This is a genomic window from Aquipuribacter nitratireducens (genome assembly GCF_037860835.1).
Classification (GTDB): domain Bacteria; phylum Actinomycetota; class Actinomycetes; order Actinomycetales; family JBBAYJ01; genus Aquipuribacter; species Aquipuribacter nitratireducens.
The window spans coordinates 454,246-481,245 of record NZ_JBBEOG010000002.1 but is presented as its reverse complement, the minus strand read 5'-3'; the positions used below and the strand labels follow the sequence as shown (position 1 = coordinate 481,245).

Genomic DNA, 27,000 nt, shown 5'->3' with positions numbered 1-27,000 from the left:
TCAGGTGGCGACCCCTCCTGTCCCGAGGGGTGAGACGGCCGTCCGGATGTCGGCGGAGCCGAGGTCGGCGCGGAGGTCGTCGGCGGTCGGCGACCCGGCCCCGACCGGGGGCACGTCGACGACGCGGGGCACGTCCTCGGACCGTACCGGCGGGGCGAGGAGGAAGCCCTGGGCGCGCCCGCACCCCAGCGCCCGCAGGAGGTGCACGTGCGCCACCTCCTGCACGCCCTCCGCGACGACCGTGAGCCCGAGCTCGTGCCCGAGGGCGACGATCGAGCGGAGGACGGCCTGGTCGCGGGGCGAGACGGTCGCGGCCCGGACGAACGCCTGGTCGACCTTCAGCACGTCGATCGGCAGCCGGTGGAGGTGGGCGAGGGAGGAGTAGCCGGTGCCGAAGTCGTCGAGCGCGACGTGCACGCCGGTCGCGCGCAGTGCCGCGAGCGTCTCGACGGCGGCGTCGACGTCGCGGAGGAGGGTCGTCTCGGTGACCTCCAGCGTGAGCCGGTCCGCCGGGACGCCGTGCGCGGCCAGGCCGCTGCGGACGCGCTCCACGAGCTGGGTGTCGACGAGCTGTCGGGGCGAGAGGTTGACCGCGACGGACAGCGGCGCCCCCTGCGCGGCCCACGCCGCCGCCTGGCGCAGCGCGGTGTCGAGGACCCACGCCCCCACCTCGAGGATGAGACCGCTGTGCTCGAGGAACGGGACGAACTCCGCCGGCCCCACCCCGGAGCCCGGCCACCGCAGCAGCGCCTCGCTGCCGAGCACGCGCCCGTCCGACAGCGACACGACGGGCTGGTGGTGGAGCTCGAAGTCACGGCTCTCCGCCGCCTCCCGCACCCGCCGCTCGAGCTCGGTCCGTTCGAGCGCGCTCGCGAGCAGCCGGGGGTGGGAGGTGACGGCACGACGGCCCCCGGCGCGCTTCGCCTCGTACATCGCGAGGTCGGCGTCGCGGAGCACGTCGTCGGCCGTGCCGCCGGGCTGGGCGACCGCGAGCCCGACGCTCGCCGCGACCCGCAGGCGGCGCGTGCCGACCGCGTAGGGGGCGACCATCTCCTCCAGGACCTTGTCCGCCACGCGGCGGACGTGGTCGACGTCGTCGTCGCACACCATGACGGCGAACTCGTCACCGGACAGGCGACCCACGACGTCGTCCTCGGCGACGGCGAAGCGGAGCCGACGCGCCGCGGCGACGAGGAGGCGGTCGCCGACGGCGTGACCCTCGGTGTCGTTGACGGCCTTGAACTCGTCGAGGTCGATGAACACGACCGACGTCGGCAGGCCGGCGGCGACCCGGTCGGCGAGGGCCCGGGAGAACCACCACCGGTTGGGCAGCCCCGTGAGGGCGTCGTAGCGTGCGCGCCGCTCGAGCTCGCGCTGCAGCCGGACCCGCTCCGACACGTCCCGCATGACGACCGTGAGGCCGCCCGGGACGGCCGGGGTGTCGTGCGGGTGGATGCGGACCTCCATGTGGCGCCAGCCCCCGCCCGCGCGGCCCACCCGCACGCGGTCGAGGGCGACCGGCTCGTGGCGGCCGGTCACGAGCGCGTCGTCGAGCTCGTCCTGCTCGGCGGGGTGCACGAGACCGCTGAGGCGGCGTCCCTCGAGCTCGCCCGGCTCCATCGCGAGCACGGCGCGCGCGGCCGGGCTGGAGAAGACGACGACCCCGGCGGCGTCGCAGACGGCGACGACGTCGGACGAGCCGTCGACGATCGTGCGGAAGCGGACGGACGTCTCGTGGAGCCGGCGCGCGAGCCGGGACTGCTCGCGCAGGAGGATGACCGTCTGCGCCAGGACCGCGACGACGAGGCTGAAGGTGAGGGCGACGAACACCGGCTCGGGGCCGAGTCCCGCGAGGCTGCGGACCGCGACGAGGCACGCGACGACACCGACGACGACGACGGGCAGCCAGGTGCGGGACTCGTGGCGCGTCAACGGCGGCTCCTGGTCCGCGTGGACGTCGCTCGCGCGGCGTCGCACCGGGCCGAGGTGGAGGAACAGCGGCTCGCGCCCGACGGCGGCGGCCGCCGCGGCCACGACGGCGACCGCCCACAGGGAGTCCGACCACGCGTCCGCCGGTCCCGTGGTGCCGCCCCGCCACGTCACCGCCTCGGCCGCGGTCATCGCCGCGACCGACGCGACGAGCGGGGCGACCCGGCCGCGCTCCCCCCGTTCCTGGCGGCGCCACAGGCCGACGAGCAGGGAGAGCACGACGAGGTCGAGGAGGATCCACACCCCGACGACGGGCTCGGCCGTGGGCGGCAGCCGACCGCCGGGCGCGGTCGCCGTCCACAGGAGCAGTCCCGCGAGCAGCGGTCCCGCGCTCAGCGCCCAGCCCTCGAGGACGAGCATGACGGCCCGGTCCGGGCTGCGCCGGACCCCGGGTGACAGGAGGACGGCCACGACGAGGAGGACGGCGACGCCGGCGCGGGCCACGAGGCTCGTGCCGGACGTGCCGTTGCCCCCGCCGACGACGACGACCGCGCCGACGGGGGCCAGCAGCGCCGCGCCGAGCCAGGCGAGGCGCTCCCGCCCCACCGCCCGCACCGCACGGACCCCCAGGGCGAGGGCGAGGACCGCGAGGCAGCCGAGCAGGACGAGCGTGCGGACCTGCTGCGCCGACTCCGGGCTGCTCCAGCGCCCGAGCGACCCCACGGCGAGGACGCCGAGGCCCACGAGCGGGGCGGCGACCGCCCACACGAGGACCCGGAGCACCGCCAGCGCTCGTGGCCGCGACACATGCTCGGTCAGCATGTCCGTCCTCGTCCCTCGGGGAGCCTGGTCGGTCGATGATGACCGATCCCACGCTCCCGTGGGCACCCCTTGCGGCGACGCCGCGTCATGTCCGCCCGGACGGAGGCCCCGTGGTCGGCGCACCCCCCGGTGCTCTCACGTCGTGACGGCGCCGCGGCTCGCCGACCGCACGGTCCGCACGTACTTCGACAGGACACCGCGGGGCGGGGCGGGCGGCCGGGGGGTCGTCGCGGCGCGCCGGCGCGCCATCGTCCCGTCGTCGACGACGAGGTCGAGGGTGGCGTTCGCGACGTCGAGGCGGATCCGGTCACCGTCCTCGACGAACGCGACCGGCCCGCCGTCGACCGCCTCGGGGGCGACGTGACCGACGCACAGCCCGGTCGTGCCGCCGGAGAAGCGTCCGTCGGTGAGGAGGAGGACGTCCTTGCCGAGGCCGGCGCCCTTGATGGCGCCGGTGATGGCGAGCATCTCCCGCATGCCGGGGCCGCCCTTGGGCCCCTCGTAGCGGATGACGACGACGTCGCCAGCGGTGATGGTGCCGTCCTCGAGCGCGTCCATCGCCGCGCGCTCGCCGTCGAAGACCCGCGCCGTGCCCTCGAACACCGACTCGTCGAAGCCCGCGCTCTTCACCACCGCGCCCTCGGGCGCGAGGCTGCCGTGGAGGATCGTGATGCCGCCGGTGGCGTGGATGGGTTCGGTGAGCGCCCGGATGACGCGCCCGTCGGGGCTCGGCGCCTTGAGCGCGAGCAGGTCCTCGCGCATCGTGCGGCCGCTGACCGTCAGGCAGTCGCCGTTGAGCAGGCCGGCGTCGAGCAGCGCCTGGAGGACCACCGGCACCCCGCCGATGCGGTCGACGTCGGTCATGACGTGGGCGCCGAACGGCTTGAGGTCCCCGATGTGGGGCACCTTCGCCCCGATCCGGCTGAAGTCGTCGAGGTGGAGCTCGACCTGCGCCTCGTTCGCGATGGCGAGGAGGTGGAGGACGGCGTTGGTGCTGCCCCCGAAGGCCATGAGCACGGCGATGGCGTTCTCGAACGCCTCGCGCGTGAGGATGTCGCGGGCGGTGTGGCCCCGCTCGAGCATCCCGACGACGGCCTCCCCGGAGCGGCGCGCGAAGCCGTCGCGGCGCCGGTCGACGGCCGGCGGGGCCGCGGAGCCGAGCAGGCTCAGGCCGAGCGCCTCGCCGATGCTCGCCATCGTGTTCGCGGTGTACATGCCGCCGCACGCGCCCTCGCCGGGGCAGATCGCGCGCTCGATCGCGTCGACGTCCTCGCGGCTCATGAGCCCGCGCGCGCACGCGCCCACGGCCTCGAACGCGTCGATGATCGTCACCTCGCGCTCGCTGCCGTCCGACAGCTTCGCGGTGCCGGGCAGGATGCTGCCGGCGTAGACGAAGGCGGCGGCGACGTCGAGGCGGGCCGCGGCCATCATCATGCCGGGCAGGGACTTGTCGCAGCCGGCGAGGAGCACCGCGCCGTCGAGGCGCTCGGCCTGCATGACGGTCTCGACGCTGTCGGCGATGACCTCGCGGCTCACGAGGCTGTAGTGCATGCCGACGTGGCCCATGGAGATGCCGTCGGAGACGCTGATCGTGCCGAACTCCATGGGGAAGCCGCCGGCGGCGTGGACGCCGTCCTTCGCCGACTGCGCGAGCCGCTGCAGGCTGAGGTTGCAGGGCGTGATCTCGTTCCAGCTGCTCGCGATCCCGATCTGCGGCTTGTCGAAGTCGTCGTCGGTCATCCCGACCGCGCGAAGCATGCCGCGCGCGGCGGTGCGCTCGAGCCCGTCGGTGACGTCGCGGGAACGGGGGCGGCGGTCGACCGGCTGCTCCGACATGCCGACAGCGTAGGACGGCCGCCTCGGGCCGGTCGGCAGGTGGACTCCTCGTGGGCCCCGACCGCACCGGTCGGGGCCCGTCGTGCGGGCGGGCACCACGGCTGCGCACCATGGACGGCATGCGACGCACCGGGGGACGCGCCACGAGGGCCTCGCTGCAGGCGCTGACCGCGACGACCGCGACGGCCCTGCTCCTCGCCGCGTGCGGCGGCGAGGAGGCCGCCGCACCGGCGACCGGGAGCGCCGCAGGGTCGGCACCGGCGACCGCGACGGCCGACCCGCCCTCCCCACCCTCCGTCGCCGCGACGGCGCCGTCCACCGCCGCGGCCGCGCCCACGGGCACCGCGTCGGAAGCGCCGGACCCGACGAGCACCTTCACCGACGCGACCGCCACCGGAGCGCCGGACGCATCCGCGGCACAGGACGTCGTGACGGGCCTCGACGTGCCGTGGGACCTCGCCTTCCTCCCCGACGGCACGGCGCTCGTCACCCTGCGGGACCAGCAGCGCGTCGTGCACGTCACGCCGGACGGGCAGCTGCAGCCCGTGGCCGCCGAGGGCGAGGACGGGCGCGTGTCCGGCGTCGCGCCCGGCGGCGAGGGCGGCCTGCTCGGGATCACGACCGACGTCGGCGCCGAGCACGTCTACGTCTACCTCTCGGCGCCGGAGGAGAACCGGGTCGTCCGCTACGACTTCGACCGTGACGCCCTCGCCCTCACCGACCCCTCGACCGTCCTCGACGGCATCCCCCGCTCCGAGGTCCACAACGGCGGTCGCATCGACCTCGGCCCCGACGGCCACCTCTACGTCGCGACCGGGGACGCGCGGGACGAGGCGGCGTCGCAGGAGCCGGGGTCCCTCGCCGGGAAGATCCTCCGCGTCACCACCGACGGCGAGCCCGCGCCCGGCAACCCCGACCCGACCTCGCCGGTGTGGAGCAGCGGGCACCGCAACGTCCAGGGGCTCGGGTGGTCCGCAGCCGACGGGACCATGTGGGCGAGCGAGTTCGGCCAGAACCGCACCGACGAGCTCAACGCCATCGCGCCGGGCAACGACTACGGCTGGCCGCAGGTCGAGGGCACCGGCGGGGGCGAGCGCTTCACGGACCCGGTCGCGACGTGGGGAACGGACGAGGCCTCGCCGAGCGGGATCGCCGTGACCGACGACGCGGTCTACCTCGCGGCCCTGCGGGGCCAGCGGCTGTGGCGGGTCCCGGTCCGGGACGGCGAGGTGGCGGGCGAGCCGGAGGTGTTCCTCGACGGCTACGGCCGGCTGCGGCACGTCGAGCTCGCGCCCGACGGGAAGAGCCTGTGGGTGCTCACGAGCAACACCTTCCGGGGCGATCCGCGCGAGGGCGACGACCGGATCCTCCGGGTGCCGCTCGGCTGAACCCGAGCGTCACGCGCCGACGAGGACCGTCTCCCAGTCCCGGGCGACGCTCGCGGTCGTCCACCCCCACCGCTGCGCGGTCACCGCGACGGGCTCGGCGGCGTCGAAGGACCCGGCGACCGACTCGTACGCCACCTCGCGCTCCGGGTCGTCGTGCTCGACGAGCAGCGACAGCGACGGCCCGCCCGAGGCTCCCGCCCACTGGAGCATGTCGACGTCGCCCGGGGAGTTGCCCGCCGCGAACACCGGTGCCCGCCCGAGCACGCGCTGGATGTTCGCGACCTTGGCGGGCCCCTCGTTCACGCCGCTGAGGTCGACGTCGGACGTCCGGAGCAGGGCCGGACGACCGGCCCCGTCCCGCACGACCCGGTACGCGATCTGCGTGCCGACCACCGACTGCGGGGGCACTCCGAAGAAGTCGAGCGCGACCGCCCGCACGAACTCCGCCCCGCCACCGGTGACGAGCGCGACGTCGAAGCCGGCGGCGCGCAGCGCGTCGAGGAGCTCAAGCATCGGGCGGTAGCGGAGCCCGCGGTAGGGGACGCCGAGCTCGGGCTGCGTCCGCTCGCGGACGAACCGGCGGACGCGCTCGCTGAACTGCCCCGGCGACTGCCCCTCGAAGAGCTCGACGAGCGCGGCGGCGACCCGCGGCAGCCCGAAGGACGCAACCGCCGCGTCGTCGCCCTCGATCACGGCCCGGAGCTCCGCCCGCTCGCGGAGATCCGGGCGGCGCGCGACCTCGGCGGTGAGCTGGTCGAGGAGGAAGTCCAGCTGGACGTACCGGGGCTTCTCGCACCACAGCGTGCCGTCGACGTCGAGCACGGCCAGCCTGTCCTCGGGCGCGATCCGGGCACTGTCGGCGAGGAAGCCGAGCAGGCTCGCCCGGGCGGGCCCGTCCCGCCACGACGGCAGGGGCCGGGCGCTCATCCGCCCCCGCGCCCGTCGCCCACCGGGACCGGCCTGCGGACGGTGCGGAACCCGATGTGGCTCATGCCGGTGTCGACCATCTGGGGCCGCCGCGCCGCGGGCCGGTAGCGCAGGCAGTACTCGTCGGCGCACAGGAACGAGCCGCCCTTGATGACCCGGCGGGGGACCGCGAACTGCGGCTGCGCGGGGTCGAGGCTGTCGGTGACGGAGGGGCCGCGGGGGTCGGTGGGGACGCAGCACGCCGAGCCGGCGGGGTCGGGGTGCCGGGCCGCGTAGTAGTCCGTCGTCCACTCCCAGACGTTCCCCGCCATGTCGAACAGGCCGTAGCCGTTGGGCGGGAACGAGCCGACCGGGGCGGTGCCCGCGAAGCCGTCGGCCCGGTCGTTGCGCCAGGGGAAGCCGCCCTGCCAGAAGTTCGCGAGGTAGCGCCCGCCGGGCACCGCCTCGTCCCCCCACACGAAGTCGGCGCCGTCGAGGCCGCCCCGGGCCGCGTGCTCCCACTCCGCCTCGCTCGGCAGGTCCTGCCCGGCCCACGACGCGTACGCGGCGGCGTCCTCGAAGGCGACGTGGACGACCGGGTGCTCCTCCCGTCCGGTGAGGTCGCTGCCAGGGCCCTCGGGACGGTGCCAGCACGCCCCCGGCGTCCACGTCCACCACTGGCTGAGGTGCCGGAGGTCGACCGGTCCGGGCGTCATGGTGAAGACGAGCGATCCCGGCACGAGGTTCTCCGCCGGCGCACCGGGGTAGTCCGCCGGGTCGAGCGGTCGCTCGGCGACGGTGACGTAGCCGGTGGCCTCGACGAAGGCCTGGTACTGCCGGTTGGTGACGGTCGTGGCGGACACCTCGAGGTCGCCCACCCGGACCGGGTGCGCCGGCCCCTCCTCCGGGTAGTGCCGGTCCGAGCCCATGAGGAACTCGCCACCGGCCACCCGGACGAGGGCCGGGGAGTCCACCACGGTCACGAGGGTGTCACGAGCTGGGCAGGCCCGCCTGGAGCTTCGCGAGCATCTTCCCGACCGTGAAGCTCGACGACTCCTGCCGGGGCGGGAACTCCTGCAACGTGCTCGCGAGCCGCATGACGAAGGCCTGCGCCGGCACCACGAGGAAGGCGTGGCTCAGGACCCAGTCGTAGTACGTGTTCGACGTGACGTCGGCACGCTCGAACGGGTCGGTGCGCAGGTTGAAGACCTTCGGCACGCGCAGCTCGGTGAAGGGCTCCGCCCACACCTGCAGCGTCCCGGTGGCGCGCTGCTCCAGGAAGACCATCTTCCAGTTGTCGAACCGCATCGCCATGAGATCCCCGTCGTCGGAGACGTAGAAGAAGGAGTCCCGCGCGCTCGTCGGCGACTCCCCGGACAGGTAGTCGGTCTGGTCGTTGCCGTCGAGGTGCACCCGGTAGTCCCGCCCCGCGAGACTGTGGCCCTGCTTGAGGTCCTCCACGATCCCCGGCGCACCGGCCGCCCTCAGCAGCGTGGGGAACCAGTCGGCGTGGCTCACGATGTCGGTGAGGACGGTCCCGGGCTCGACCGTCCCGGGCCAGCGGACCAGCGACGGCACGCGGAAGGCCCCCTCCCAGCACGAGTTCTTCTCGTTGCGGAACGGCGTCATCGCCGCGTCCGGCCACGTGTTCATGTGGGGGCCGTTGTCGGTGCTGTAGAGGACGATCGTGTCCTCGGCGATCCCCAGCTCGTCGAGCACGCCGAGCATCTCCCCGATGCGTCTGTCGTGCTCGACCATCGCGTCGTGGTACTCCGACTGCCACCGGCCCGCCTGCCCGCGGATGGAGTCCTTGATGTGGGTGCGGAAGTGCATGCCGGTCGTGTTGAACCACAGGAAGAACGGCGTGCCGGCCTCGTGCGCGTCGCGGATGAACCGCTGTGCGTGCGGTACGACCTCCTCGTCGATCGTCTCCATCCGCTTCCTCGTGAGCGGCCCGGTGTCCTCGATCCTGCCGTCGGCCCAGCTGTGGAGGACCCCGCGGGGGCCGAAGCGCTCCCGGAAGCCGGGGAAGTGCTCGGGGTCGGGGTAGTCGGGGTCCTCCGGCTCCTCCTCGGCGTTGAGGTGGTAGAGGTTGCCGAAGAACTCGTCGAAGCCGTGGGCGGTGGGCAGGAACTCGTCGCGGTCCCCGAAGTGGTTCTTGCCGAACTGCCCGGTCGCGTACCCCTGCTCCTTGAGCGCCGTCGCGATGGTCGGGTCCTCCGCCCGGATCCCGATGTCCGCGCCGGGCATCCCGACCTTCGTCAGTCCGGTGCGGTACGGGTTCTGCCCTGTGATGAACGCGGCCCGCCCGGCGGTGCACGACTGCTCCCCGTAGTAGTCGGTGAAGCGCGCCCCCTCCTCGGCGATGCGGTCGATGTTCGGGGTGCGGTACCCCATGAGCCCGTCGGAGTAGCAGCTGAGGTTCGTGATCCCGATGTCGTCGCCCCACAGGACGAGGATGTTCGGTCGACCACCGGGCATGCGCGTCTCCTTCCGCCCCGGACCGCCGGCTCCGGCGCCCGCGACGGACGCTAGGCCGGGCCGTCGACGCCACGCCTCACCCGGCCCGGGTGAGCACCCTGCGGCGTGCGGCCGGAAACCTTGCGTCAGTTACTGACATCACGCACCATGGGCGCATGGTCGGCCTCGAGACCGCGGCACTGCCGCTGACGGTCGTCTCGCTCGTCCTCAACGTGCTCGTCCTCGTCCCGGTGACGGGCTCGCTCCTCCTGGGTGCCCGCTGGCCGGCGGGCGCCTACGGCGAACGCACGCCGGCGCGCGACATCCTGCTGGCGATCTACCTCGCGATCCTCGCCGGCTCCGCCGCCCTGCTCGTCACGGTCCTGGTGGCCAGCAGGCGGCTCCCCGACCTCGAACCCGCCGTGCTCGCCCTGCTCGGGCTGCAGGTCGTCTACAAGGTGCTGAGCGGGGTCACGGTCCGGGACCTCCGCAACCCCGTCGTGCTGTCGAACCTCGGCATCGCCGTGGTGCACTCGGTGACGATCGCCCTTCTCGTCTCGTCGTGACGCGAGGCCGGCGACCGGATCGCCTCAGGCCCCGAGGCGCTCCAGCACGAGCTCCCGCACGCGGGCGGCGTCCGCCTGGCCGCGCATCTCCTTCATGACGGCGCCGATGAGGGCACCGGCGGCCTGCACCTTGCCGTCCCGGACCTTCGCCGCGACGTCCGGGTTCGCGGCGATGGCGCGGTCGACGGCGTCGCCGAGCGCCGAGTCGTCGGAGACGACCTCGAGCCCCCGGGCGGTGGCGACCTGCTCCGGCGCGCCCTCGCCGGCGAGGACGCCGTCGAGCACCTGCCGCGCGAGGGAGTCGGTGAGCCGGCCCGAGTCGACGAGGCCCTGCAGCTCCGCGACCTGGCCGGGGGTGACGGCGAGGTCGCCGAGCTCGACGCCGTCCGCCTTGGCCCGGCGCGACAGCTCGCCCATCCACCACTTGCGCGCGGCCGCCGGCGCCGCGCCCGCGGCGACGGTGGCCTCGACGAGGTCGAGGGCGCCCGCGTTGACGACGTCACGCATCTCGGCGTCGGCGAGGCCCCACTCCCCCTGCAGCCGCCGGTGCCGGGCCGCGGGCGGCTCCGGCAGCGACGCACGCAGCGACTCGACCCACTCGGCGTCGGGCTCGACCGGTACGAGGTCGGGCTCGGGGAAGTACCGGTAGTCGTCGGCGTCGGACTTCGGGCGTCCCGAGGTCGTGACACCGGTGTCCTCGTGCCAGTGCCGGGTCTCCTGCGTGACGGTTCCCCCGGCCGTCAGGAGGGCAGCCTGCCGCTGCACCTCGTACCGGACGGCGCGCTCGACCGAGCGCAGCGAGTTGACGTTCTTCGTCTCCGTCCGCGTGCCGAGCGGCGCGTCGGGCGACGGTCGCAGGGACACGTTCGCGTCGCAGCGCAGGTTGCCGCGCTCCATGCGCACCTCCGACACCCCGAGGGAGCGGAGCAGGTCCCGCAGCGTCGCGACGTAGGCGCGGGCGACCTCCGCGACGCGCGGCCCGGTGCCGAGCACGGGCCTCGTCACGATCTCGATGAGGGGGATGCCGGCCCGGTTGTAGTCGACGAGGGAGTACTCGGCCCCGTGGATCCGGCCGGTCGAGCCGCCGACGTGCGTCGACTTGCCGGTGTCCTCCTCCATGTGGGCGCGCTCGATGCCGACGCGCACGACCTCGCCGTCGTCGAGCTCGACGTCGAGCCACCCGTCGTGGGCGATCGGCTCGTCGTACTGCGAGGTCTGGAAGTTCTTCGGCATGTCCGGGTAGAAGTAGTTCTTCCGCGCGAACCGGCCGTACGGCGCGATCTCGCAGTTGAGCGCGAGGCCGATCCGCACCGCCGACTCCACCGCGGCCCCGTTGAGCACCGGCAGCGCGCCGGGCAGCCCGAGGCAGACCGGGCACACCTGGCTGTTCGGCGGCGCGGCGAAGGAGTGCTCGCAGCCGCAGAACATCTTGGTGCGCGTCGACAGCTCGACGTGGACCTCCAGGCCCACGACGGGGTCGAAGCGCGCGACGGCGTCGTCGAACTCCACGAGCTCCGTGGTCGCGGTCATGCGGGTGCTCCCGTGGTCGTGAGGTCGCGGCGGGGGAAGGAGCCGAGCGCGGGCGCGCGATCGAGCAGCGGACCGCCCCAGCGGTCGAGCAGGCGCGCCTCGAGGGCCGCACCGACCCGGTAGAGCCGGTCGTCGGCCTGCGCGGGCGCGAGCAGCTGGATGCCGGCGGGCAGCCCGTCCTCGTCGGCCAGGCCGCTCGGCAGGGACATCCCGGGGACGCCCGCGAGGTTGGCGGGGATGGTGGCGACGTCGTTGAGGTACATCGCCATCGGGTCGTCCAGCTTGTCGCCGAAGCGGAACGCCGTGGTCGGGGCGGTCGGCGACACGAGCACGTCGGCACGCTCGAACGCAGCGGCGAAGTCGCGCTGGACGAGCGTGCGCACCTTCTGCGCGGAGCCGTAGTAGGCGTCGTAGTAGCCGGCGGACAGCGCGTAGGTACCGAGGACGATGCGCCGCTTGACCTCGTCACCGAAGCCGGCCTCGCGGGTCGCCGACATGACGGCCTCCGCGGTCGCCTGCGGGTCGCCGTCGCCCACCCGCAGGCCGTAGCGCATGGCGTCGAACTTCGCGAGGTTGCTCGACGCCTCGCTGGGCAGGATGAGGTAGTACGCGGCGAGCGCGTAGCGGAAGTGGGGCGCCGACACCTCCACGACCTCGGCGCCGGCCTCGCGGAGCACGTCGACGGCCTCGGCGAAGCGCGCCTGCACCCCGGCCTGGTAGCCCTCGCCGCCGAGCTCGCGGACGAGCCCGACACGGACCCCGGCGAGGTCGCCGGTGGCCCCGTCGCGGGCGGCAGCCACGACGTCGGGGGCACGGCCGGCCAGCGAGGTGGAGTCCCGGGGGTCGTGCCCGCCCATCGCGGCGTGGAGCAGCGCCGCGTCGAGCACGGACCGGGCGCACGGCCCGGCCTGGTCGAGGCTCGAGGCGAGCGCGACGAGGCCGTAGCGGGACACGCCGCCGTAGGTGGGCTTGACGCCCACGGTGCCGGTGACGGCGGCGGGCTGCCGGATGGACCCGCCGGTGTCGGTGCCGACGGCCAGCGGCGCCTCGTACGCGGCGACGGCGGCTGCCGACCCGCCCCCGGACCCACCGGGGATGCGCTCGAGGTCCCACGGGTTGCGCGTGGGACCGTACGCGGAGTGCTCGGTGGACGAGCCCATGGCGAACTCGTCCATGTTGGTCTTGCCGAGCAGGGGCGTCCGCGCGGCCCGCAGCCGCTCGACGAGCGTCGCGTCGTACGGCGGGACCCAGCCCTCGAGGATGCGGGATCCGACGGTCGTCGGCATGCCCCGGGTCGCGACGACGTCCTTGACGGCGACCGGGACCCCGGCCAGCGCCGGCAGCGGCTCGCCCGCCGCGCGTGCCTCGTCGACGGAGCGCGCGACGGCGAGCGCCTCGTCGGCGGCGACGTGGAGGAAGGCGTGGACGCCGGCCTCGGCGGAGCCGTCGACGGCGTCGATGCGCGCGAGGGCGGCCTCGACGAGCTCGACGCTCGACACGTCACCGGCCGCCATCTCCTCCGCCATCTGCGCGGCGCCGAGGCGGGTGAGGTCGCGGCTCGTGCTCATCAGTCCTCCTCGAGGATGCGGGGGACGCGGAACCGGTCGTCCTCGACGGCGGGCGCCCCGGCCAGCGCCGCCTCGGGCGACAGCCCCGGCACGGGGACGTCGTCGCGCATGACGTTCGTCAGCGGCATCGGGTGGCTGGTGGCGGGCACGTCGGGGGTCGCGACCTCCTGCACCTGGGCGACGGCCTCGAGGACGACGGACAGCTGCCCGGCGAGCCGCTCGCGCTCGGCGTCGGTGAGGGCGATGCGCGCGAGCCCGGCGAGGTGCGCGACGCGGTCCGCGTCGAGCTGCTCGGCCGAGCGGGCGGGGGTGTCGGACATGGTGGGCGAGTCTAGGAGGTCGCCGCGGTGTCCCCGGGCAGGGCCGCGGCACCCTCGGCGAGCAGCCGCTCGAAGCCGGCCTCGTCGAGCACGGGCACCCCGAGCTCCTCCGCCTTCGCGGCCTTGGAGCCGGGGCTGTCGCCGACGACGACGGCCGTGGTCCTCCTCGACACCGAGCTGGCGGCCTTGCCGCCCCGGGCGAGGATCGCCTCCTTCGCCTCGTCGCGGCTGAACCGCTCGAGCGAGCCGGTGACGACGACGGTCATCCCCTCGAGCACCCGCGGCGTCGACGCGTCGCGCTCGTCGGCCATCCGCACGCCCGCCGCCTGCCAGCGGTCGACGACGGAGGCCTGCCAGTCGACGGCGAACCAGTCGACGATCGCCTCGGCGATGGTGCGGCCGACGCCGTCGGTGGCGGCGAGCTCCTCGACCGCGGCGGCCCGGTCACCGCTCTCCGCGACCTCCCGCAGCGCGGGCAGCGAGCCGTAGCGGGTGGCCAGCGCCCGCGCCGCCGTCGGGCCGACGTGGCGGATGGAGAGCGCGACGAGCACCCGCCACAGGGGCCGCTGCCGCGCCTCGCCGAGGTTCGCGAGCAGGCGCCGGCCGTTGGCCGAGAGGTTGCCGTCGTTGTTCGTGTAGAGCGGCACCCGGCACAGCCGCTCCTCGTCGAGGTCGAACACGTCGCCCTCGTCGGTGACGACCCCCGCCTCGAGCAGCGACTGCGAGCCCTCCCAGCCGAGCGCCTCGATGTCGAAGGCGTTGCGTGAGGCGAGGTGGAACAGCCGCTCCCGCAGCTGGCTGGGGCACGTGCGTCGGTTCGGGCAGCGGATGTCGACCGCGCTCTCGGTCTCCCGCCGCAGCTCCGTGCCGCACGACGGGCAGTGCGTCGGCATCTCGAAGGCGCGCTCGCTGCCGTCGCGCAGCTCGACGACCGGGCCGAGCACCTCGGGGATGACGTCGCCGGCCTTGCGCAGCCACACGGTGTCGCCGATGAGCACGCCCTTGCGCCGCACCTCGTCGGCGTTGTGCAGCGTCGCCATCGACACCGTGGACCCGGCGACGAGGACCGGCTCCATGACGGCGAACGGGGTGACGCGGCCCGTGCGCCCCACGTTGACCTGGATGTCGAGCAGGCGGGTGCGGACCTCCTCCGGCGGGTACTTGTACGCCGTCGCCCAGCGGGGCGCGCGGCTCGTGGCGCCGAGGCGGCGCTGCAGGGCGGTCTGGTCGACCTTGACGACGACGCCGTCGATCTCGTGGGCGACGTCGTGCCGGTGCTCGGCGTAGAAGTCGACGAACTCCTGGACCTCCGCGAGCGTGTCGACGACGCGGTAGGTGTCCGCGGTCGGCAGGCCCCACGCCCGCAGCACGTCGTAGGCCTCGGACTGGCTCTGCACCGTCCAGCCGTCGAGCAGGCCCAGGCCGTGGACGCGCATGTCGAGCGGGCGCCGGGCCGTCACCCGTGGGTCCTTCTGCCGCAGCGACCCGGCCGCGGCGTTGCGGGGGTTGGCGAACGGGCTCCTGCCCGCCTCGGTGAGCTCGGCGTTGAGCCGGGTGAAGGCCTCGACGGGGAAGAACACCTCGCCGCGGACCTCGACCCGGTGCGGCACCGGCACGCCGGCGGCGGCGTCGGAGCCGGACAGCGCGGTCGGGACGGTGTCGATCGTGCGGACGTTGAGGGTGATGTCCTCCCCGGTGCGCCCGTCGCCGCGCGTCGCCGCGCGCTCGAGCCGGCCGTCGACGTAGAGGAGGTTGACCGCGAGCCCGTCGATCTTGAGCTCGCAGAGGTACCGGATGTCGTCGCCCGCCTCCGCGCGGACCCGCGCGTCCCACTCGGCGAGCTCCTCGGGGCTGAAGACGTTGTCGAGGCTCAGCAGGCGCTGGAGGTGGTCGACGGGCGTGAACTCGGTCGAGAACGTGCCGCCGACCTGCTGGGTGGGGCTGTCCGGCGTGACGAGGGCGGGGTGCTCGGCCTCGAGCCGCTGCAGCTCCTGGAGGAGGGCGTCGTACTCCGCGTCGGACACCGTCGGGGTGTCGCGGACGTAGTAGGCGAACTGGTGGGCGCGGATCTCCTCGGCGAGCGCGGCGGCCCTCTCGCGGGCGGCCTCGGGGACGTCGGCGGGGACGGACTCGCTCACGGTCGGGATCCTGCCACCGGCCCCGGACAGCGCGGCTCGGCCGGACCCCTCACGTGTCGATGCTGCTCATGTCGCCGTACCGGGCCCCGACGACCGCGTCGCGCGGCACCGCCGCCTCGAGTGCCGCGAGGTCGTCGGCGCCGAGCGCGACGGCGGCCGCGCCCACGTTCTCCTCGAGCCGGTGCACCTTCCGCGTCCCGGGGATCGGGACGACGTCGTCGCCCTGGGCCAGCACCCACGCGAGCGCGAGCTGACCGGGCGAGCACCCCTTCTCCTCGGCGAGGCGGCGCACCTCTCCCACGAGCCGCAGGTTCGCCTCGAGCGCGTCACCGCCGAAGCGGGGGAAGTAGTCGGTGCGGCGCCGGTCGTCGGGGTCGAGCTGGTCAGCGCTCGTGATGGCGCCGGTGAGGAGCCCGCGGCCCAGCGGGGAGTAGGGCACGAGGCCGATCCCGAGCTCGCGGAGCAGCGGGAGGATCTCGTCCTCGACGTCGCGGGTGAACAGCGAGTACTCGGTCTGCAGGACCGTGATCGGGTGGACGGCGTGCGCCCGCCGGATCGTCGTGACCGACGCCTCGGACAGCCCGAGGTGACGCACCTTCCCGGCCGTCACGAGCCCCGCCATCGCCCCGACCGTCTCCTCGATCGGCACCGACCTGTCGACCCGGTGCTGGTAGTAGAGGTCGACGTGGTCGACACCGAGGCGCCGCAGCGAGTCGTCGCAGGCCCGCCGGACGTACTCCGGCGACCCGTTGATGCCGAGCCGGGTGCCGTCGGGCAGGCGCTCGTTGCCGAACTTCGTCGCGATCACGACCTCGTCGCGCCGGCCCGCGACCGCCCGCCCGACGAGCTCCTCGTTCGTGAAGGGCCCGTACATGTCGGCGGTGTCGATCAGCGTGACGCCGAGGTCGAGGGCGCGGCGGATCGTCGCCGTCGACTGCTCGTCGTCGTGGGAGCCGTAGAACTCGCTCATGCCCATGCAACCGAGGCCGAGGGCGCTCACGGTCAGCGGGCTGTGCGGTCCGGCGGCGCCGAGCAAGCGGGAAGGGAGGGTCATCCGCCCATCCAGCACCCGTGCACGGCACCCGGCAACCCGGGCCGCGGGCGACGCCGGGACCCGCGCTACGGCTGGGGGGCTCCCGAGACGACGACGCCGTGCCGCCGGGTGACGGCGAGGACCTCCGGCAGCGTCTCGGCGAGCGGCCGGTCGAGGGCGACGGAGCGTGCGAAGTCGGCGAAGAAGCGGCCCGCGCCGGTGCCGGACGTGACGGCGAGGAAGCGCGACGGTGCGCCGTCCGGCACCTCGACGGTGCAGGACGTCCCCGCGGGCAGCGTGATGGTCGCGCCGGGGGACATGTCGTGGCGCGCGTCCTCGACGTGCACCCGGACGGTGCCCTCGAGCACGAACAGGACGCCGGACCACGGCGACACGTGCGGCGGTGCGGGCGGTCCCGGTTCGGCCACGACCTCGAAGACCTCGAAGGCGCCGCATGCATCCTCGACGAGGGCCTTGGCGACGTGGTCACCGTCGACCATGCGGTGGTGGGCGCCCTGCCCCGGCGCGAGCGGGGCGGCGGCGGGTGTCGGTGTGACGGTCATGCGTCGAGCGTGGGTCCGGCGGCGAGCGGGCGGGCGAGTGGTCGGCTACCCGTCTGCGGCGGGGTCGAGGATCGCGGCCAGCTCCGTCCGGTCCGCCACGCCGAGCTTGTGCCCGATCCGGTACAGGTGCCCCTCGACCGTTCGCACCGACACGACGAGGCGCTCGGCGATCTCCCGGTTGGACAGGCCACGGGCCGCGAGCAGCGCCACCTCCCGCTCCCGCCCGGTCAGTGGCAGCGGCACGGTCGCGGCGGTGACGGCGGGGGTACGGACACCGGCGCGCTCCGCGAGCCGCTGTGCGCGGGCCGCCGCCGACAGGGCGGCGCCACGGCGGGCGTGTCGGCGCAGCAGGGTCGCGGCCTGCGCGGCGGAGTCCGCCGCGGCCACAGGGTCGCCGAGCGCCTCGAACCCCGCCGAGACGCGGAGCAGCGCGGCCGCGTCGGCCCGCAGGGTCCCGACCACGTACTCGAGGGCGACGACCGCGCGGGGGCCGGCGACGACGCTCGCGACCGCCTCGAGGCGGGTCACCCCCTCGCCCAGGACGGCGGCGGCCGCTCCCAGCTGCGCGGCCACCTGCCACGCGAGCACCTCGTAGGCCGGCGACTCCTGGGCACGGGCGAGCCCGGCCGCTGCGAGCGCGAGGTCGACGGCCTCGCTCGTCGCGCCCTCGCTCGCCGCCACCCACGCCCGAGCGAGCAGGTCGTCGGGGACGTACAGGCGGTACGTCGGGTGCTGTTCCGCCACGAGCCCGGGCAGGAGGACCCTCGCTGCGGTGCGGTCCCCCGTCATCGCGAACGCCGTGACGAGCAGCGTCCGGCAGCGGAACCGGAACTCGTGCGGTGACGGCTCGAGCGCCGACCACGCCTCTCGCAGCGGCACGACGGCGGGCCGGACGCGGCCGGCCGCGAGGGCGGCGTGGCCCGCGAGGACGAGCCCCATGAGCCGGGCCGGCCCGTGGAGGTCCGCCGACGCCGCGCGGAGGGGCTCTGCGACCTCGGCCGCACGCTCCGGCAGGCCCGCGAGCCGGTACCCCAGCACCTGGAAGTCGGCGCGTCCGAAGGCAGGGATGCTCATCGTCGACGGTGTCGCGGACGGGGTCGCGGATCCCCGGTCCGCGACCCCGGGTGCGAGCAGATCGACGCGGCCGGTCACCGCGGCGGTGGCGGCGAGGGCGGACGTCACGAGCAGGTCGGGCAGGTCGCTGCCCCGGGTGCGCCCGCGCAGCGCCACGGCGCGGGGCAGGACCGTGGCCACCTCGCCGGCCGCGGCGGCGAGGGCGACGTCCAGCGCCTCCAGGTGGAGCCGGACGGGACCGGCGTCGTCGCGGCCGAGAGCTGCTGCCACCACCCCACGTGCCCGTTCGAGCTGCCGCAGCGACCACGCGAGGTTGCCCGCCCGCACGGCCTGGACGAGCGCGCCGGTGGGGCCGTCCGCGGCGCGCGCCGCCAGCGCGACGAGGAGTGCCTCCGCCTCCTCGCCGCGGCTCAGCCACGACAGCGCGGAGGCGTGGACGACACCGGCTCGCGCGTCACCTGTCGCCGCCGCCGCGCGCGCCAGGCGCTCCGCGAGCGGCAGGTCGAACAGCCCGATCGCCCGCTCGGCCGCACGGAGGAAGAGCGCGGGATCCGGTGGCAGGTCCGAGTCGAGCGCGAGGACCGCCTTCCGCAGGACGTCGGTGTCGGGGTCGAGCGTGGCGGCCACGGCCCCGCGGAGCCGTCGCGCACGCATCTCACCCATGGACTCCCGTCGCACCTCTCCGTACAGCGGGTGCGCCAGCCGCGCGACGAGGCCGTCCGACGCCGTCGCGGTCCGGACGAGGCCGCGGGACTCCACGGCCTCCAGGACCGCCACAGCGCCGGGTGCGCCGAGACGAGCGAGCGTGTCGACGGCGACGGGCTCGGCGACCGCGAGGACGTCGACGACGTGCTGCTCCTCGGGCGTGAGGGCGCCGAGATCCCGGCCGAGCAGCGCGGCGAGCCCGGGCGTGAGCCGCGGTTCCTGCGACCAGCACCAGAGGCCGGATGCCGGCGAGAACCGCCCGGCGGCCACCTCGGCGGGCAATAGGTGGCGGAGGAACAGGGGGCTGCCCTGCGTGAGCGCCCACAGCCGGCGGACCGACCGGGTCTCCACCGGTCCGTCGAGGACCGCGGCGACCAGGGACGCAGTCGCGTCCGCGTCGAGCAGGTCGAGGTCGAGCCGCTCAAGGGCACCGTCCTTCCACAGCGACGTCGCGGGGTCGGGCGGGCTCGTGCCGTGACGCAGGGTGAGGACGACGGGGCCGAGGCGGCGCACCGCGGCCCGGTGCACGACGACCGCGGACAGCGGGTCGAGCAGGTGCGCGTCGTCGACCACGAGGACGAGCGGCGCCAGGGTGGCGAGCTCGTCGACCGCCGCGGCGACGGCGGAGGCTCCGCCGTCCCCCTCGGGAAGACGCAGGACGCCGGCGAACAGTCCGAGCGGCACCTGTCGGGTGGCCTCCCCGCCCTGCACCCACAGCACGCGCGCGCCCCGGGAGGCGCCGGCGGCGAGTGCCTCGCGCACCAGCCGGGTCTTGCCGGCCCCCGGGGGTCCGGCCACGACGATCCCCGCCGCACCGGGCCGCACGCCTGCTGCCACCTGCTGCAGCTCTGAGTCGCGGCCGGTGAGCGGCCACTGCCGCTCCACGACCGGATGCTAGCGAGCGTGGCCGGAGCACCGCAGCGTTCGAGTACCGGGCTACTCGCGGTCGGGACGGCGTCGACGTCCACGCTTGCCCTCATGAGCGCTGCAGCGGACCCGGCACCGACCGTCCTCGTCACCGGCGCGGGCCGCGGGATCGGCCGCGCCATCGCCCTGCAGCTGGCGCGTTCGGGCTGGCACGTGCTCGGTGGGGTCCGCACCGAGGAGGCGGCCGAGTCGCTGCGCCGCGCCTCCGACCGCATCACGCCCGTCGTCCTCGATGTCACCGAACCCGACCACGTCGAGGCTCTCGCCGAGCACCTCCCGGAGGCGCTGGACGCGCTCGTGAACAACGTGGGCATCGCCGTCGCGGGGCCGGTGGAGACCCTCACGAGGGACGACATGCACCGCCAGATGGACGTCAACCTCGTGGGGCCGCTCGCGCTGACCCGTGCGGTGCTGCCACGACTGCGCCGCGCGAAGGGTCGCATCGTCTTCATCTCGTCGGTGAACGGCCGGCTGTCGTTCCCGTTCACCGGTCTGTACAACGCCTCGAAGTTCGCCGTGGAGGCCGTGGCGGACTGCCTGCGGGTCGAGCTGCGGCCCTCCGGGGTCCGGGTGGTGCTCGTGGAGCCCGGAGTCGTCGACACCGACCCGTGGCGCGAGATGGACGCGCTCCTCGACGGCCTCGAGCAGCGCCTCGCCCCCGAGCACCGCGAGCTGTACGCCGCACACTTCGCCGGTGAGCGGCAGCTCGTCGCGAGGATCCGCAGAGGCGCCGCCCCTGCCGAGGACGTCGCCCGCGCGGTCCACGGCGCACTGACCCGAGCCCGACCGGCCCCGCGCGTGGTCGTCGGGCGTGACGCCCGCGTGCTGCTCGCGATGCGGGCCCTGCTGCCCGACCGTGGCATGGACGCCGTGTGGGCGCGCGGTCTCGGCCTCGCGGACGCGGGGGCGTCGTGATCGTGCGCTGAGCGCGCGCCGGGGGGCTGCGAGGATGGGCGCACCATGACGGCCGAGCCCACGGACGCGATCGCCCCGCACCCCCTCCCCCGGACCCCGGACACCGCCCCGCTCGGCGACGTCGCCGGCGCGGACGCCGACACGGTGCTGGAACGGGTGACCGCGTGGGCCGGCGATGCCGGCCTCACGCTGTACCCGCACCAGGAGGAGGCGCTGCTCGAGCTCGCGAGCGGCTCGCACGTCGTGCTCGCCACCCCGACGGGGTCCGGGAAGAGCCTGGTCGCCGCGGGCGCGCACGCCCTCGCTCTGGGCGACGGCCGCCGCACCTTCTACACCGCCCCGATCAAGGCCCTGGTCAGCGAGAAGTTCTTCGCGCTGTGCGACACCTTCGGCGCCGAGCGGGTCGGGATGATGACGGGCGACGCCGGGATCAACACCGACGCCCCGATCGTGTGCGCGACCGCCGAGGTCCTCGCCAACCTCGCGCTGCGGCGGGGCCGCGACGCCGGTGTCGGGCAGGTCGTCATGGACGAGTTCCACTACTACGGCGACCGGGACCGCGGCTGGGCGTGGCAGGTGCCGCTCATCGAGCTGACCGACGCCCAGTTCCTCCTCATGTCGGCGACGCTCGGCGACGTCACGGCCCTCGCCCGCCGGCTCGAGGAGCGCACGGGCACGCCCGTCGCCCACGTGACGACCGCCGAGCGGCCCGTGCCGCTGACGTTCGACTACTCCCTCACCCCCCTGCACGAGACCGTCGAGCTCCTCGTGCGCGATGACCAGGCGCCGGTCTACGTCGTCCACCCGACGCAGGCGGCCGCGCTCGAGCACGCCTCGAGCCTCATGAGCACGCCACTGCGGACCAAGGAGCAGAAGCAGGCCATCGCGGACGAGCTCGGCGCCTTCCGGTTCGGGCCGGGCTTCGGCAAGGTCCTGCGGCGCCTGGTGACGGCGGGCGTCGGCGTCCACCACGCGGGGATGCTGCCGCGCTACCGCCGCCTCGTGGAGCGCCTCGCCCAGCGCGGCCTGCTCGCCGTCGTGTGCGGCACCGACACCCTCGGCGTCGGCATCAACGTGCCGATCCGCACCGTGCTCGTCGTGAGCCTCACGAAGTTCGACGGCCGCAAGGTGCGCGTCCTCACCGCCCGGGAGTTCCACCAGGTCGCGGGGCGCGCGGGGCGCGCCGGGTTCGACACCGCCGGCCGGGTCGTCGTGCAGGCGCCCGAGCACGTCATCGAGAACGAGCGCGCGGCCGCCAAGGCGAGCAACGACCCGGCGAAGCGGAAGAAGTTCGTGAGGAAGAAGCCACCTGCGGGGACCGTCACGTGGTCGGAGCAGACGTACGAGCGCCTCGTCCACGCCGACCCGGAGCCCCTGCAACCCCGCTTCCGCGTCACCACCGCGATGCTCCTCAACGTCATCGCGCGGCCCGGCGACCCCTTCACCGCGATGCGGCGCCTCATCGAGGACTCCGACGAGCCCCGCATCCGCCAGCTCCACCACATGCGCCGCGCCATCGCCGCCTACCGCTCCCTCGTCGCCGCGGGCGTCGTGGAGAAGGTCGATCCGCCGGACCCCGACGGGCGGACCGTCCGGCTCACCGTCGACCTCCAGCGCGACTTCGCCCTCAACCAGCCGCTCTCCCCCTTCGCGCTCGCCGCCGTCGAGCTCCTCGACCGCGACTCCCCCGACTACGCCCTCGACGTCGTCAGCGTCATCGAGGCCACCCTCGACGACCCCCGGCAGGTGCTCCAGGCGCAGGCGTTCAAGGCGCGCGGCGAGGCGGTCGCGGAGATGAAGGCCGACGGCATCGAGTACGAGGAGCGGATGGAGCTGCTCGAGGAGGTCACCCACCCCCGCCCGCTCGCCGACCTCCTCGAGCACGCCTACGAGACGTACGTCAGCGGCCACCCGTGGGTGCGCGAGCACGAGCTGTCACCGAAGGCCGTCGTCCGCGACATGCACGAGCGGGCGGCGACGTTCAGCGAGTACGTCCGCGCCTACGAGCTGACGCGCTCCGAGGGCGTCCTCCTGCGCTACCTCGCCGACGCCTACCGGGCGCTGCGCCAGACCGTGCCCGAGCAGGCGCGCAGCGAGGAGCTGACGGACATCGTCGAGTGGCTCGGGGAGCTCGTCCGGCAGGTCGACTCCTCCCTGCTCGACGAGTGGGCCCTGCTCGCCGCCGGGGCCGAGTCGGTCGCGGAGGTCCGCCCCGGGTCCCTCGACGAGGGCCCGCCGCCCGTCACGCGCAACGTCCGGGCGTTCCGGGTGCTCGTGCGCAACGAGATGTTCCGTCGCGTGCGGCTCGCGGCGCTGCGGCACTGGAACCCGCTCGGGGAGCTCGACGCCGACGCCGGCTGGGACGCCGAACGCTGGCGGGAGGCGCTCGAGGCCTACTTCGCCGAGTACGACGAGATCGGCACCGGCCCCGACGCCCGCGGCCCCGACCGGTTCACGGTGACCGTCGAGCCGCGGCGCTGGCTCGTCCGGCAGACCTTCGACGACCCCGCGGGCGACCTCGACTGGGGTATCGGCGCCGAGGTCGACCTCGCCGCGAGCGACGAGGCGGGCGAGGCGGTCGTCCGGGTGACGGACGTCGGCCGGCTGTAGCCGGCACGTAGGGTCCGTCGGGTGAAGGTGGTCGTCGCAGGGGGCAGCGGCTCGCTCGGGCGTCGGCTCACTGCCGACCTCACCCGTCGAGGGCACGACGTCGTCGTGCTGACCCGTCGACCGGATCGTGACTCACAGCACCGTCAGGTGTCGTGGGACGGCCGCACCGTCGGCGCCTGGGCCGCGGAGCTGGACGGCGCCGCCGTGGTCAACCTGTCCGGCGCACTGGTGGACCGCAGGCCCACCCCCGCGAACATCGAGCTCCTCACCACCTCCCGGGTCGAGCCGACCCGCGCGCTCGCTGCCGCCGCCGCCGAGCTGGCCCGACCGGTGCCCGTCTGGGTGCAGGCCTCCACCGCCGCGATCTACGGCGACGCCGGGGACGCGGTCCTCACCGAGTCCTCCCCACCGGCGGACGGACCGCCACAGATGGCCGGTGTCGCACGGGCGTGGGAGGCCGCCGTCGACGGCGTCCACGCCGCTTCGGTCGTGGTCCTGCGCACCAGCATCGTGCTGGACCGCGACAGCCCGGCACTGGATCGGCTGCTCCTGCTGACCCGCTGGGGCCTGGGCGGCCGGGTCGGTTCGGGCCGGCAGTGGGTCTCGTGGATCCACATCGAGGACTGGCTGGCGATCGTCCGTGCCACCCTCACCGACCCCTCCCTCTCGGGAGTCCTGATCGCGAGCAGCCCCTCGCCGGTGCGCAACAGCCAGCTGATGGCGGACCTGCGTGCCGTGGTCGGCCGCCCGCCGGTGCCACCCACCCCGACGCCGGTGGTCCGGCTCGGAGCGCTGCTCCTGCGCACCGATCCGGCACTCGGGCTCACAGGGCGCCGGGTGCTCCCGGCGCGGCTCCAGGCTGCCGGGTTCGACTTCGCCCACGTCGAGCTCCACTCCGCACTGCGCGACCTGATCTCGACCCGGCGCTGAGGACCCGTCGACCCACAGCCGAGAGGTCGCCGATGTGCGCGACACGCCGGCGTGTCGTCGCACCGGCGACCTCTCGCGGCCCGGCTTACAGCCGATCGATCTGGTACCACTTCGGTATCAGAGGAGGTGCCGTGTGGCGGTGGCCATGGCGTTGCGCACGGACTCCGAGCTCGAGCAGGCCCTCGCCGCCCTGGCGGAGCGGGAGGGACTGTCCCGCCAGGAGGTCGTCCGCCGGGCGGTGCTCGAACGGTACGAGCGCGCGGGACACCAGGATCGCGTGCAGGAGGCCGGCGAACGACTCGCCGATCGATGGTCGGACGTCCTCCAGCGACTCGGCACCGTCTGAGGTGGAGCACCTCGACGTCGAGGACCTGGTGCGTCTCGTGCGCGTCCTCGGCGCCGGGCCGGTCCGGGACCTCGGGCTCCTCGACGCCGCGACCAACCGCAGCAGGGCGAGCGCCTTCGGGCAGGACGCGTATCCCGACCTCGGGACCAAGGCGGCGGCCCTCCTGCACTCGGTCGTGTCCAGCCATCCCCTGGTCGACGGCAACACACGACTCGGGTGGCTCGCGTGCGTGGTGCTCCTCGACCTCAACGGCAGGCGGCCGGACCTCGGCGACGACGAGGCCTTCGAGCTGCTCATGTGCGTCGCGGACGGTCGCCTCGACGACGTGACCGACATCGCCGGGCGTCTGCGCACCGTCCCGGCATGACCCCCACGCCGGCTGGGAGGCGCGTCAGCCCGTCGCGAGCCGGGTCGCCGCCCCGGCGAGCGCCCGCAGCTGCCGCACCGCCGCGGCGGGCGCTGTCCCGGCGGCGCCGCACGTCGACGTGAGCGCGAGCCGCGCCTGCGCGTCGGCGGCGAGGCCGACGTCGGACCACACGCGCTGGACGTCGCGGGCGAGGGCGTCCGGCTCCGGCGCGACGTCGGCGGTGGGGTCGAGGACCCCGGCGAGCAGCATCGTGCCCGCCTCGACCAGCCCGGCCACGTGCTCCCACACCGCCCCGGCGGCGCCCGCGGCGCTCAGCGGCACCGGCAGCGACAGCCCGTCGGCCCGCGTCTCCCCCAGCAGCCGCACCGGCGCGCCCGCCGCGCAGCAGTGGACGACGACCGCCGCGCCGGCGGTGTGGCCGGCGTCGACGACGCGGCGCAGCCCGTCACGCACCTCCGGCCCCTCGACCGCCCGCAGCGTGCCGTAGCCGCTCGCCGTCGGCAGCCGGCCGAGCAGGACGGGGACGACCGACGGCTCGTCGACCTGCAGGACGAGCGGCACCTCGGGCACCGCCCGCCGGACGTCGGCGAGCACCAGCCCGACGCCCTCCGCGAGGGAGTCGACGAGGTCGCGACGGGCCCCGGGGTCGCTGACGGCCACCTCGCCCCGCTGCCGCTGGAGGGCGGCGGCGAGGGTCCACGGCCCGGTGACACCCACCTTGAGCGCGCGAGCCCCGGTCAGCTCCGGTCCCCGGTCGCCGAGGGCGTCCAGGTCCTGCCGCCACCACGAGCGGGCGCGCCGTAGGTCCGCCCCCGGGCGGTCGACGAGGCGCCACCCGGCGGGCTGCAGGTCCACGGGCAGGTCGACGAGGAACGCGGCCCCGCGACCGATCACGTCCGACCCGACACCGCGGCCCGGCAGCTCCGGCACGAACGGCACGTGACCGTCGCCGAGCTCCCCGACGACGACGTCGAGCGCCTCGTCCGGCCGGCTGTGCGGCAGCGACCCGACGCCCGTGGCCCAGGGCCCGGCCGGAAGCGTCACCAGCGGTCGTGGACGACCGGGCGCACGTGCCGGTCGTACGTCTCACGCACCGCCCGGCGCTGGTCGTCCGTCAGCGGCGCGCTCGTCATGACGGCGGCGTTGCGTCGCGCCTGATCGGGGTTGCGGGCGCCGGGGATGACGGTCGTGACGCCGGGGGTGTCGACGACCCAGCGGAGGGCGAGCTCGGCGAGCGGCCGCTCCCCCGCGACCTCGCGCAGCTCCTCGACCGCGCGGAGGCCGACGTCGAACGGTACGCCGGAGAAGGTCTCGCCGACGTCGAAGGCCTGCCCCTCGCGGTTGTAGGTGCGGTGGTCGTTCTCCGCGAACGTCGTCGACGCGTCGTAGCGGCCGCTCAGCAGGCCCGACGCGAGCGGCACCCGCGCGATGATCCCGACCCCCGCCTCCTGGGCGGCGGGGACGACCTCGTCGAGCGGCTTGAGCCGGAACGCGTTGAGGATGATCTGGACGGTCGCGACGCCGGGCCGGGCGATCGCGGTCAGTGCCTCGTCGCAGCGCTCGACGCTGACGCCGTACGCCGCGAGGACACCCTCGTCGACCAGCGCGTCGAGGACGTCGAACACCCGGTCGTCGGAGTACACCGGGGAGGGCGGGCAGTGGAGCTGGACGAGGTCGAGGGTGTCGACGCCGAGGTTCTGCCGCGACCGCTCCACCCACGCCCGCAGGTTCGCCTCGGTGAACTGCTCGGGCACGTGCGGGTCGGCGCGGCGGCCTGCCTTCGTCGCGACGAAGGGCCGCTCGGGACGTGCGGCGGCGACGGCGCCGACGATGCGCTCGCTGCGCCCGTCGCCGTACACGTCGGCGGTGTCGAGGAACGTGACCCCGGCGTCGAGCGCCGCCACGACGGTCGCGCTCGCGTCGGACTCGCTGACCTCGCCCCAGTCGGCGCCCAGCTGCCAGCAGCCGAGGCCGACGACGGACAGGTCCCGCCCCAGCCGCGGGACGTGACGGGCGGTGGCGGTGTCTCCGGTGGGGTCGGACGTCGTCGAGGTCGTGTCGCTCACG

The 27,000-nt window shown here is 75.0% G+C and carries 21 protein-coding genes; 7 read left to right on the top strand and 14 right to left on the bottom strand.

Translation table 11 applies throughout. The features are described 5' to 3' along the window. Window positions 1-2,751 carry a putative bifunctional diguanylate cyclase/phosphodiesterase gene (locus WAB14_RS05635; protein WP_340268214.1) on the bottom strand — a complete coding sequence of 917 codons (2,751 nt, stop codon included), beginning with the start codon at window positions 2,749-2,751 and terminating at the stop codon, window positions 1-3. A 135-nt stretch (window positions 2,752-2,886) separates the two neighbouring features. Next, window positions 2,887-4,587, bottom strand: a complete 1,701-nt coding sequence (gene ilvD / locus WAB14_RS05630) for a dihydroxy-acid dehydratase (protein ID WP_340268212.1) — start codon at window positions 4,585-4,587, stop codon at window positions 2,887-2,889. A gap of 119 nt (window positions 4,588-4,706) precedes the next feature. Between ilvD and WAB14_RS05625 the strand changes: the two genes are divergently transcribed. After that, window positions 4,707-5,975 (top strand): PQQ-dependent sugar dehydrogenase, encoded by a 1,269-nt coding sequence (locus WAB14_RS05625; RefSeq protein WP_340268210.1) that lies wholly within the window; start codon window positions 4,707-4,709, stop codon window positions 5,973-5,975. 9 nt (window positions 5,976-5,984) lie between these two features. On the opposite strand, the gene WAB14_RS05620 is transcribed toward WAB14_RS05625, so the two are convergent. Genes WAB14_RS05620 through WAB14_RS05610 form a run of 3 tightly spaced genes read right to left on the bottom strand, consistent with a single transcriptional unit; the run spans window position 5,985 to window position 9,362 of the window. Then, complete coding sequence (locus WAB14_RS05620) at window positions 5,985-6,902, bottom strand: HAD family hydrolase (protein WP_340268208.1); 918 nt, start codon at window positions 6,900-6,902, stop codon at window positions 5,985-5,987. Continuing rightward, window positions 6,899-7,858: a formylglycine-generating enzyme family protein gene (locus WAB14_RS05615; protein ID WP_340268206.1), complete on the bottom strand. Its 960-nt coding sequence runs from the start codon at window positions 7,856-7,858 to the stop codon at window positions 6,899-6,901. Before WAB14_RS05615 ends, WAB14_RS05620 begins: the two co-directional genes overlap by 4 nt. Window positions 7,859-7,871: 13 nt before the next feature. Continuing rightward, window positions 7,872-9,362, bottom strand: a complete 1,491-nt coding sequence (locus WAB14_RS05610; protein ID WP_340268204.1) for an arylsulfatase — start codon at window positions 9,360-9,362, stop codon at window positions 7,872-7,874. Window positions 9,363-9,517: 155 nt separating this feature from the next. On the opposite strand from WAB14_RS05610, the gene WAB14_RS05605 reads away from it, so the two are divergent. Then, entirely contained in the window at window positions 9,518-9,907 is a 390-nt protein-coding gene (locus WAB14_RS05605; RefSeq protein WP_340268202.1) for a hypothetical protein, read from the top strand. A gap of 24 nt (window positions 9,908-9,931) precedes the next feature. Here WAB14_RS05605 and gatB read toward each other — a convergent pair whose 3' ends face one another. The 7 genes from gatB to WAB14_RS05570 all read right to left on the bottom strand — a co-directional run bounded on the left by gatB (window position 9,932) and on the right by WAB14_RS05570 (window position 19,723). After that, window positions 9,932-11,437 (bottom strand): Asp-tRNA(Asn)/Glu-tRNA(Gln) amidotransferase subunit GatB, encoded by a 1,506-nt coding sequence (gene gatB, locus WAB14_RS05600; protein ID WP_340268200.1) that lies wholly within the window; start codon window positions 11,435-11,437, stop codon window positions 9,932-9,934. Then, window positions 11,434-13,005: an Asp-tRNA(Asn)/Glu-tRNA(Gln) amidotransferase subunit GatA gene (gatA, locus tag WAB14_RS05595; RefSeq protein ID WP_340268198.1), complete on the bottom strand. Its 1,572-nt coding sequence runs from the start codon at window positions 13,003-13,005 to the stop codon at window positions 11,434-11,436. Before gatA ends, gatB begins: the two co-directional genes overlap by 4 nt. After that, window positions 13,005-13,325 (bottom strand): Asp-tRNA(Asn)/Glu-tRNA(Gln) amidotransferase subunit GatC, encoded by a 321-nt coding sequence (gene gatC / locus WAB14_RS05590; protein ID WP_340268196.1) that lies wholly within the window; start codon window positions 13,323-13,325, stop codon window positions 13,005-13,007. Before gatC ends, gatA begins: the two co-directional genes overlap by 1 nt. An 11-nt stretch (window positions 13,326-13,336) precedes the next feature. Continuing rightward, window positions 13,337-15,463 (bottom strand): NAD-dependent DNA ligase LigA, encoded by a 2,127-nt coding sequence (gene ligA, locus WAB14_RS05585; RefSeq protein WP_340268194.1) that lies wholly within the window; start codon window positions 15,461-15,463, stop codon window positions 13,337-13,339. A 49-nt stretch (window positions 15,464-15,512) separates the two neighbouring features. Continuing rightward, the gene (locus WAB14_RS05580) at window positions 15,513-16,517 is read right to left on the bottom strand and encodes an aldo/keto reductase (protein WP_340268192.1); all 1,005 of its coding nucleotides are present in this window, start codon (window positions 16,515-16,517) and stop codon (window positions 15,513-15,515) included. A gap of 65 nt (window positions 16,518-16,582) precedes the next feature. After that, complete coding sequence (locus WAB14_RS05575) at window positions 16,583-17,059, bottom strand: cupin domain-containing protein (protein ID WP_340268190.1); 477 nt, start codon at window positions 17,057-17,059, stop codon at window positions 16,583-16,585. Window positions 17,060-17,104: 45 nt separating this feature from the next. Continuing rightward, window positions 17,105-19,723 (bottom strand): helix-turn-helix transcriptional regulator, encoded by a 2,619-nt coding sequence (locus WAB14_RS05570; RefSeq protein ID WP_340268188.1) that lies wholly within the window; start codon window positions 19,721-19,723, stop codon window positions 17,105-17,107. A gap of 93 nt (window positions 19,724-19,816) precedes the next feature. Here WAB14_RS05570 and WAB14_RS05565 point away from each other — a divergent pair, with 93 nt between their 5' ends. The 5 genes from WAB14_RS05565 to WAB14_RS05545 all read left to right on the top strand — a co-directional run bounded on the left by WAB14_RS05565 (window position 19,817) and on the right by WAB14_RS05545 (window position 24,933). Beyond that, entirely contained in the window at window positions 19,817-20,680 is an 864-nt protein-coding gene (locus tag WAB14_RS05565) for an SDR family oxidoreductase (protein WP_340268186.1), read from the top strand. 45 nt (window positions 20,681-20,725) lie between these two features. Further along, window positions 20,726-23,290, top strand: a complete 2,565-nt coding sequence (locus tag WAB14_RS05560) for a DEAD/DEAH box helicase (RefSeq protein ID WP_340268184.1) — start codon at window positions 20,726-20,728, stop codon at window positions 23,288-23,290. A 21-nt stretch (window positions 23,291-23,311) separates the two neighbouring features. Further along, window positions 23,312-24,220 (top strand): TIGR01777 family oxidoreductase, encoded by a 909-nt coding sequence (locus WAB14_RS05555; protein ID WP_340268182.1) that lies wholly within the window; start codon window positions 23,312-23,314, stop codon window positions 24,218-24,220. 145 nt (window positions 24,221-24,365) lie between these two features. Continuing rightward, window positions 24,366-24,566 (top strand): ribbon-helix-helix protein, CopG family, encoded by a 201-nt coding sequence (locus tag WAB14_RS05550; protein WP_340268180.1) that lies wholly within the window; start codon window positions 24,366-24,368, stop codon window positions 24,564-24,566. A 1-nt stretch (window position 24,567) separates the two neighbouring features. Beyond that, window positions 24,568-24,933 carry a type II toxin-antitoxin system death-on-curing family toxin gene (locus WAB14_RS05545; protein ID WP_340268178.1) on the top strand — a complete coding sequence of 122 codons (366 nt, stop codon included), beginning with the start codon at window positions 24,568-24,570 and terminating at the stop codon, window positions 24,931-24,933. Between the two features lie 24 nt (window positions 24,934-24,957). On the opposite strand, the gene WAB14_RS05540 is transcribed toward WAB14_RS05545, so the two are convergent. After that, window positions 24,958-25,977: a uroporphyrinogen decarboxylase/cobalamine-independent methonine synthase family protein gene (locus WAB14_RS05540; protein ID WP_340268176.1), complete on the bottom strand. Its 1,020-nt coding sequence runs from the start codon at window positions 25,975-25,977 to the stop codon at window positions 24,958-24,960. Continuing rightward, window positions 25,974-26,999 (bottom strand): aldo/keto reductase, encoded by a 1,026-nt coding sequence (locus WAB14_RS05535; RefSeq protein ID WP_340268174.1) that lies wholly within the window; start codon window positions 26,997-26,999, stop codon window positions 25,974-25,976. Before WAB14_RS05535 ends, WAB14_RS05540 begins: the two co-directional genes overlap by 4 nt. Window position 27,000 lies beyond the last annotated feature (1 nt).

Excerpts from the sequence above, each read along its gene's own strand:
- WAB14_RS05635 (WP_340268214.1), bottom strand. The coding sequence starts at position 2,751 with ATGCTGACCGAGCATGTGTCGCGGCCACGAGCGCTGGCGGTGCTCCGG.
- ilvD (WP_340268212.1), bottom strand. The coding sequence starts at position 4,587 with ATGTCGGAGCAGCCGGTCGACCGCCGCCCCCGTTCCCGCGACGTCACC.
- WAB14_RS05625 (WP_340268210.1), top strand. The coding sequence starts at position 4,707 with ATGCGACGCACCGGGGGACGCGCCACGAGGGCCTCGCTGCAGGCGCTG.
- WAB14_RS05620 (WP_340268208.1), bottom strand. The coding sequence starts at position 6,902 with ATGAGCGCCCGGCCCCTGCCGTCGTGGCGGGACGGGCCCGCCCGGGCG.
- WAB14_RS05610 (WP_340268204.1), bottom strand. The coding sequence starts at position 9,362 with ATGCCCGGTGGTCGACCGAACATCCTCGTCCTGTGGGGCGACGACATC.
- WAB14_RS05605 (WP_340268202.1), top strand. The coding sequence starts at position 9,518 with ATGGTCGGCCTCGAGACCGCGGCACTGCCGCTGACGGTCGTCTCGCTC.
- gatB (WP_340268200.1), bottom strand. The coding sequence starts at position 11,437 with ATGACCGCGACCACGGAGCTCGTGGAGTTCGACGACGCCGTCGCGCGC.
- gatA (WP_340268198.1), bottom strand. The coding sequence starts at position 13,005 with ATGAGCACGAGCCGCGACCTCACCCGCCTCGGCGCCGCGCAGATGGCG.
- gatC (WP_340268196.1), bottom strand. The coding sequence starts at position 13,325 with ATGTCCGACACCCCCGCCCGCTCGGCCGAGCAGCTCGACGCGGACCGC.
- WAB14_RS05580 (WP_340268192.1), bottom strand. The coding sequence starts at position 16,517 with ATGACCCTCCCTTCCCGCTTGCTCGGCGCCGCCGGACCGCACAGCCCG.
- WAB14_RS05575 (WP_340268190.1), bottom strand. The coding sequence starts at position 17,059 with ATGACCGTCACACCGACACCCGCCGCCGCCCCGCTCGCGCCGGGGCAG.
- WAB14_RS05565 (WP_340268186.1), top strand. The coding sequence starts at position 19,817 with ATGAGCGCTGCAGCGGACCCGGCACCGACCGTCCTCGTCACCGGCGCG.
- WAB14_RS05560 (WP_340268184.1), top strand. The coding sequence starts at position 20,726 with ATGACGGCCGAGCCCACGGACGCGATCGCCCCGCACCCCCTCCCCCGG.
- WAB14_RS05550 (WP_340268180.1), top strand. The coding sequence starts at position 24,366 with ATGGCGTTGCGCACGGACTCCGAGCTCGAGCAGGCCCTCGCCGCCCTG.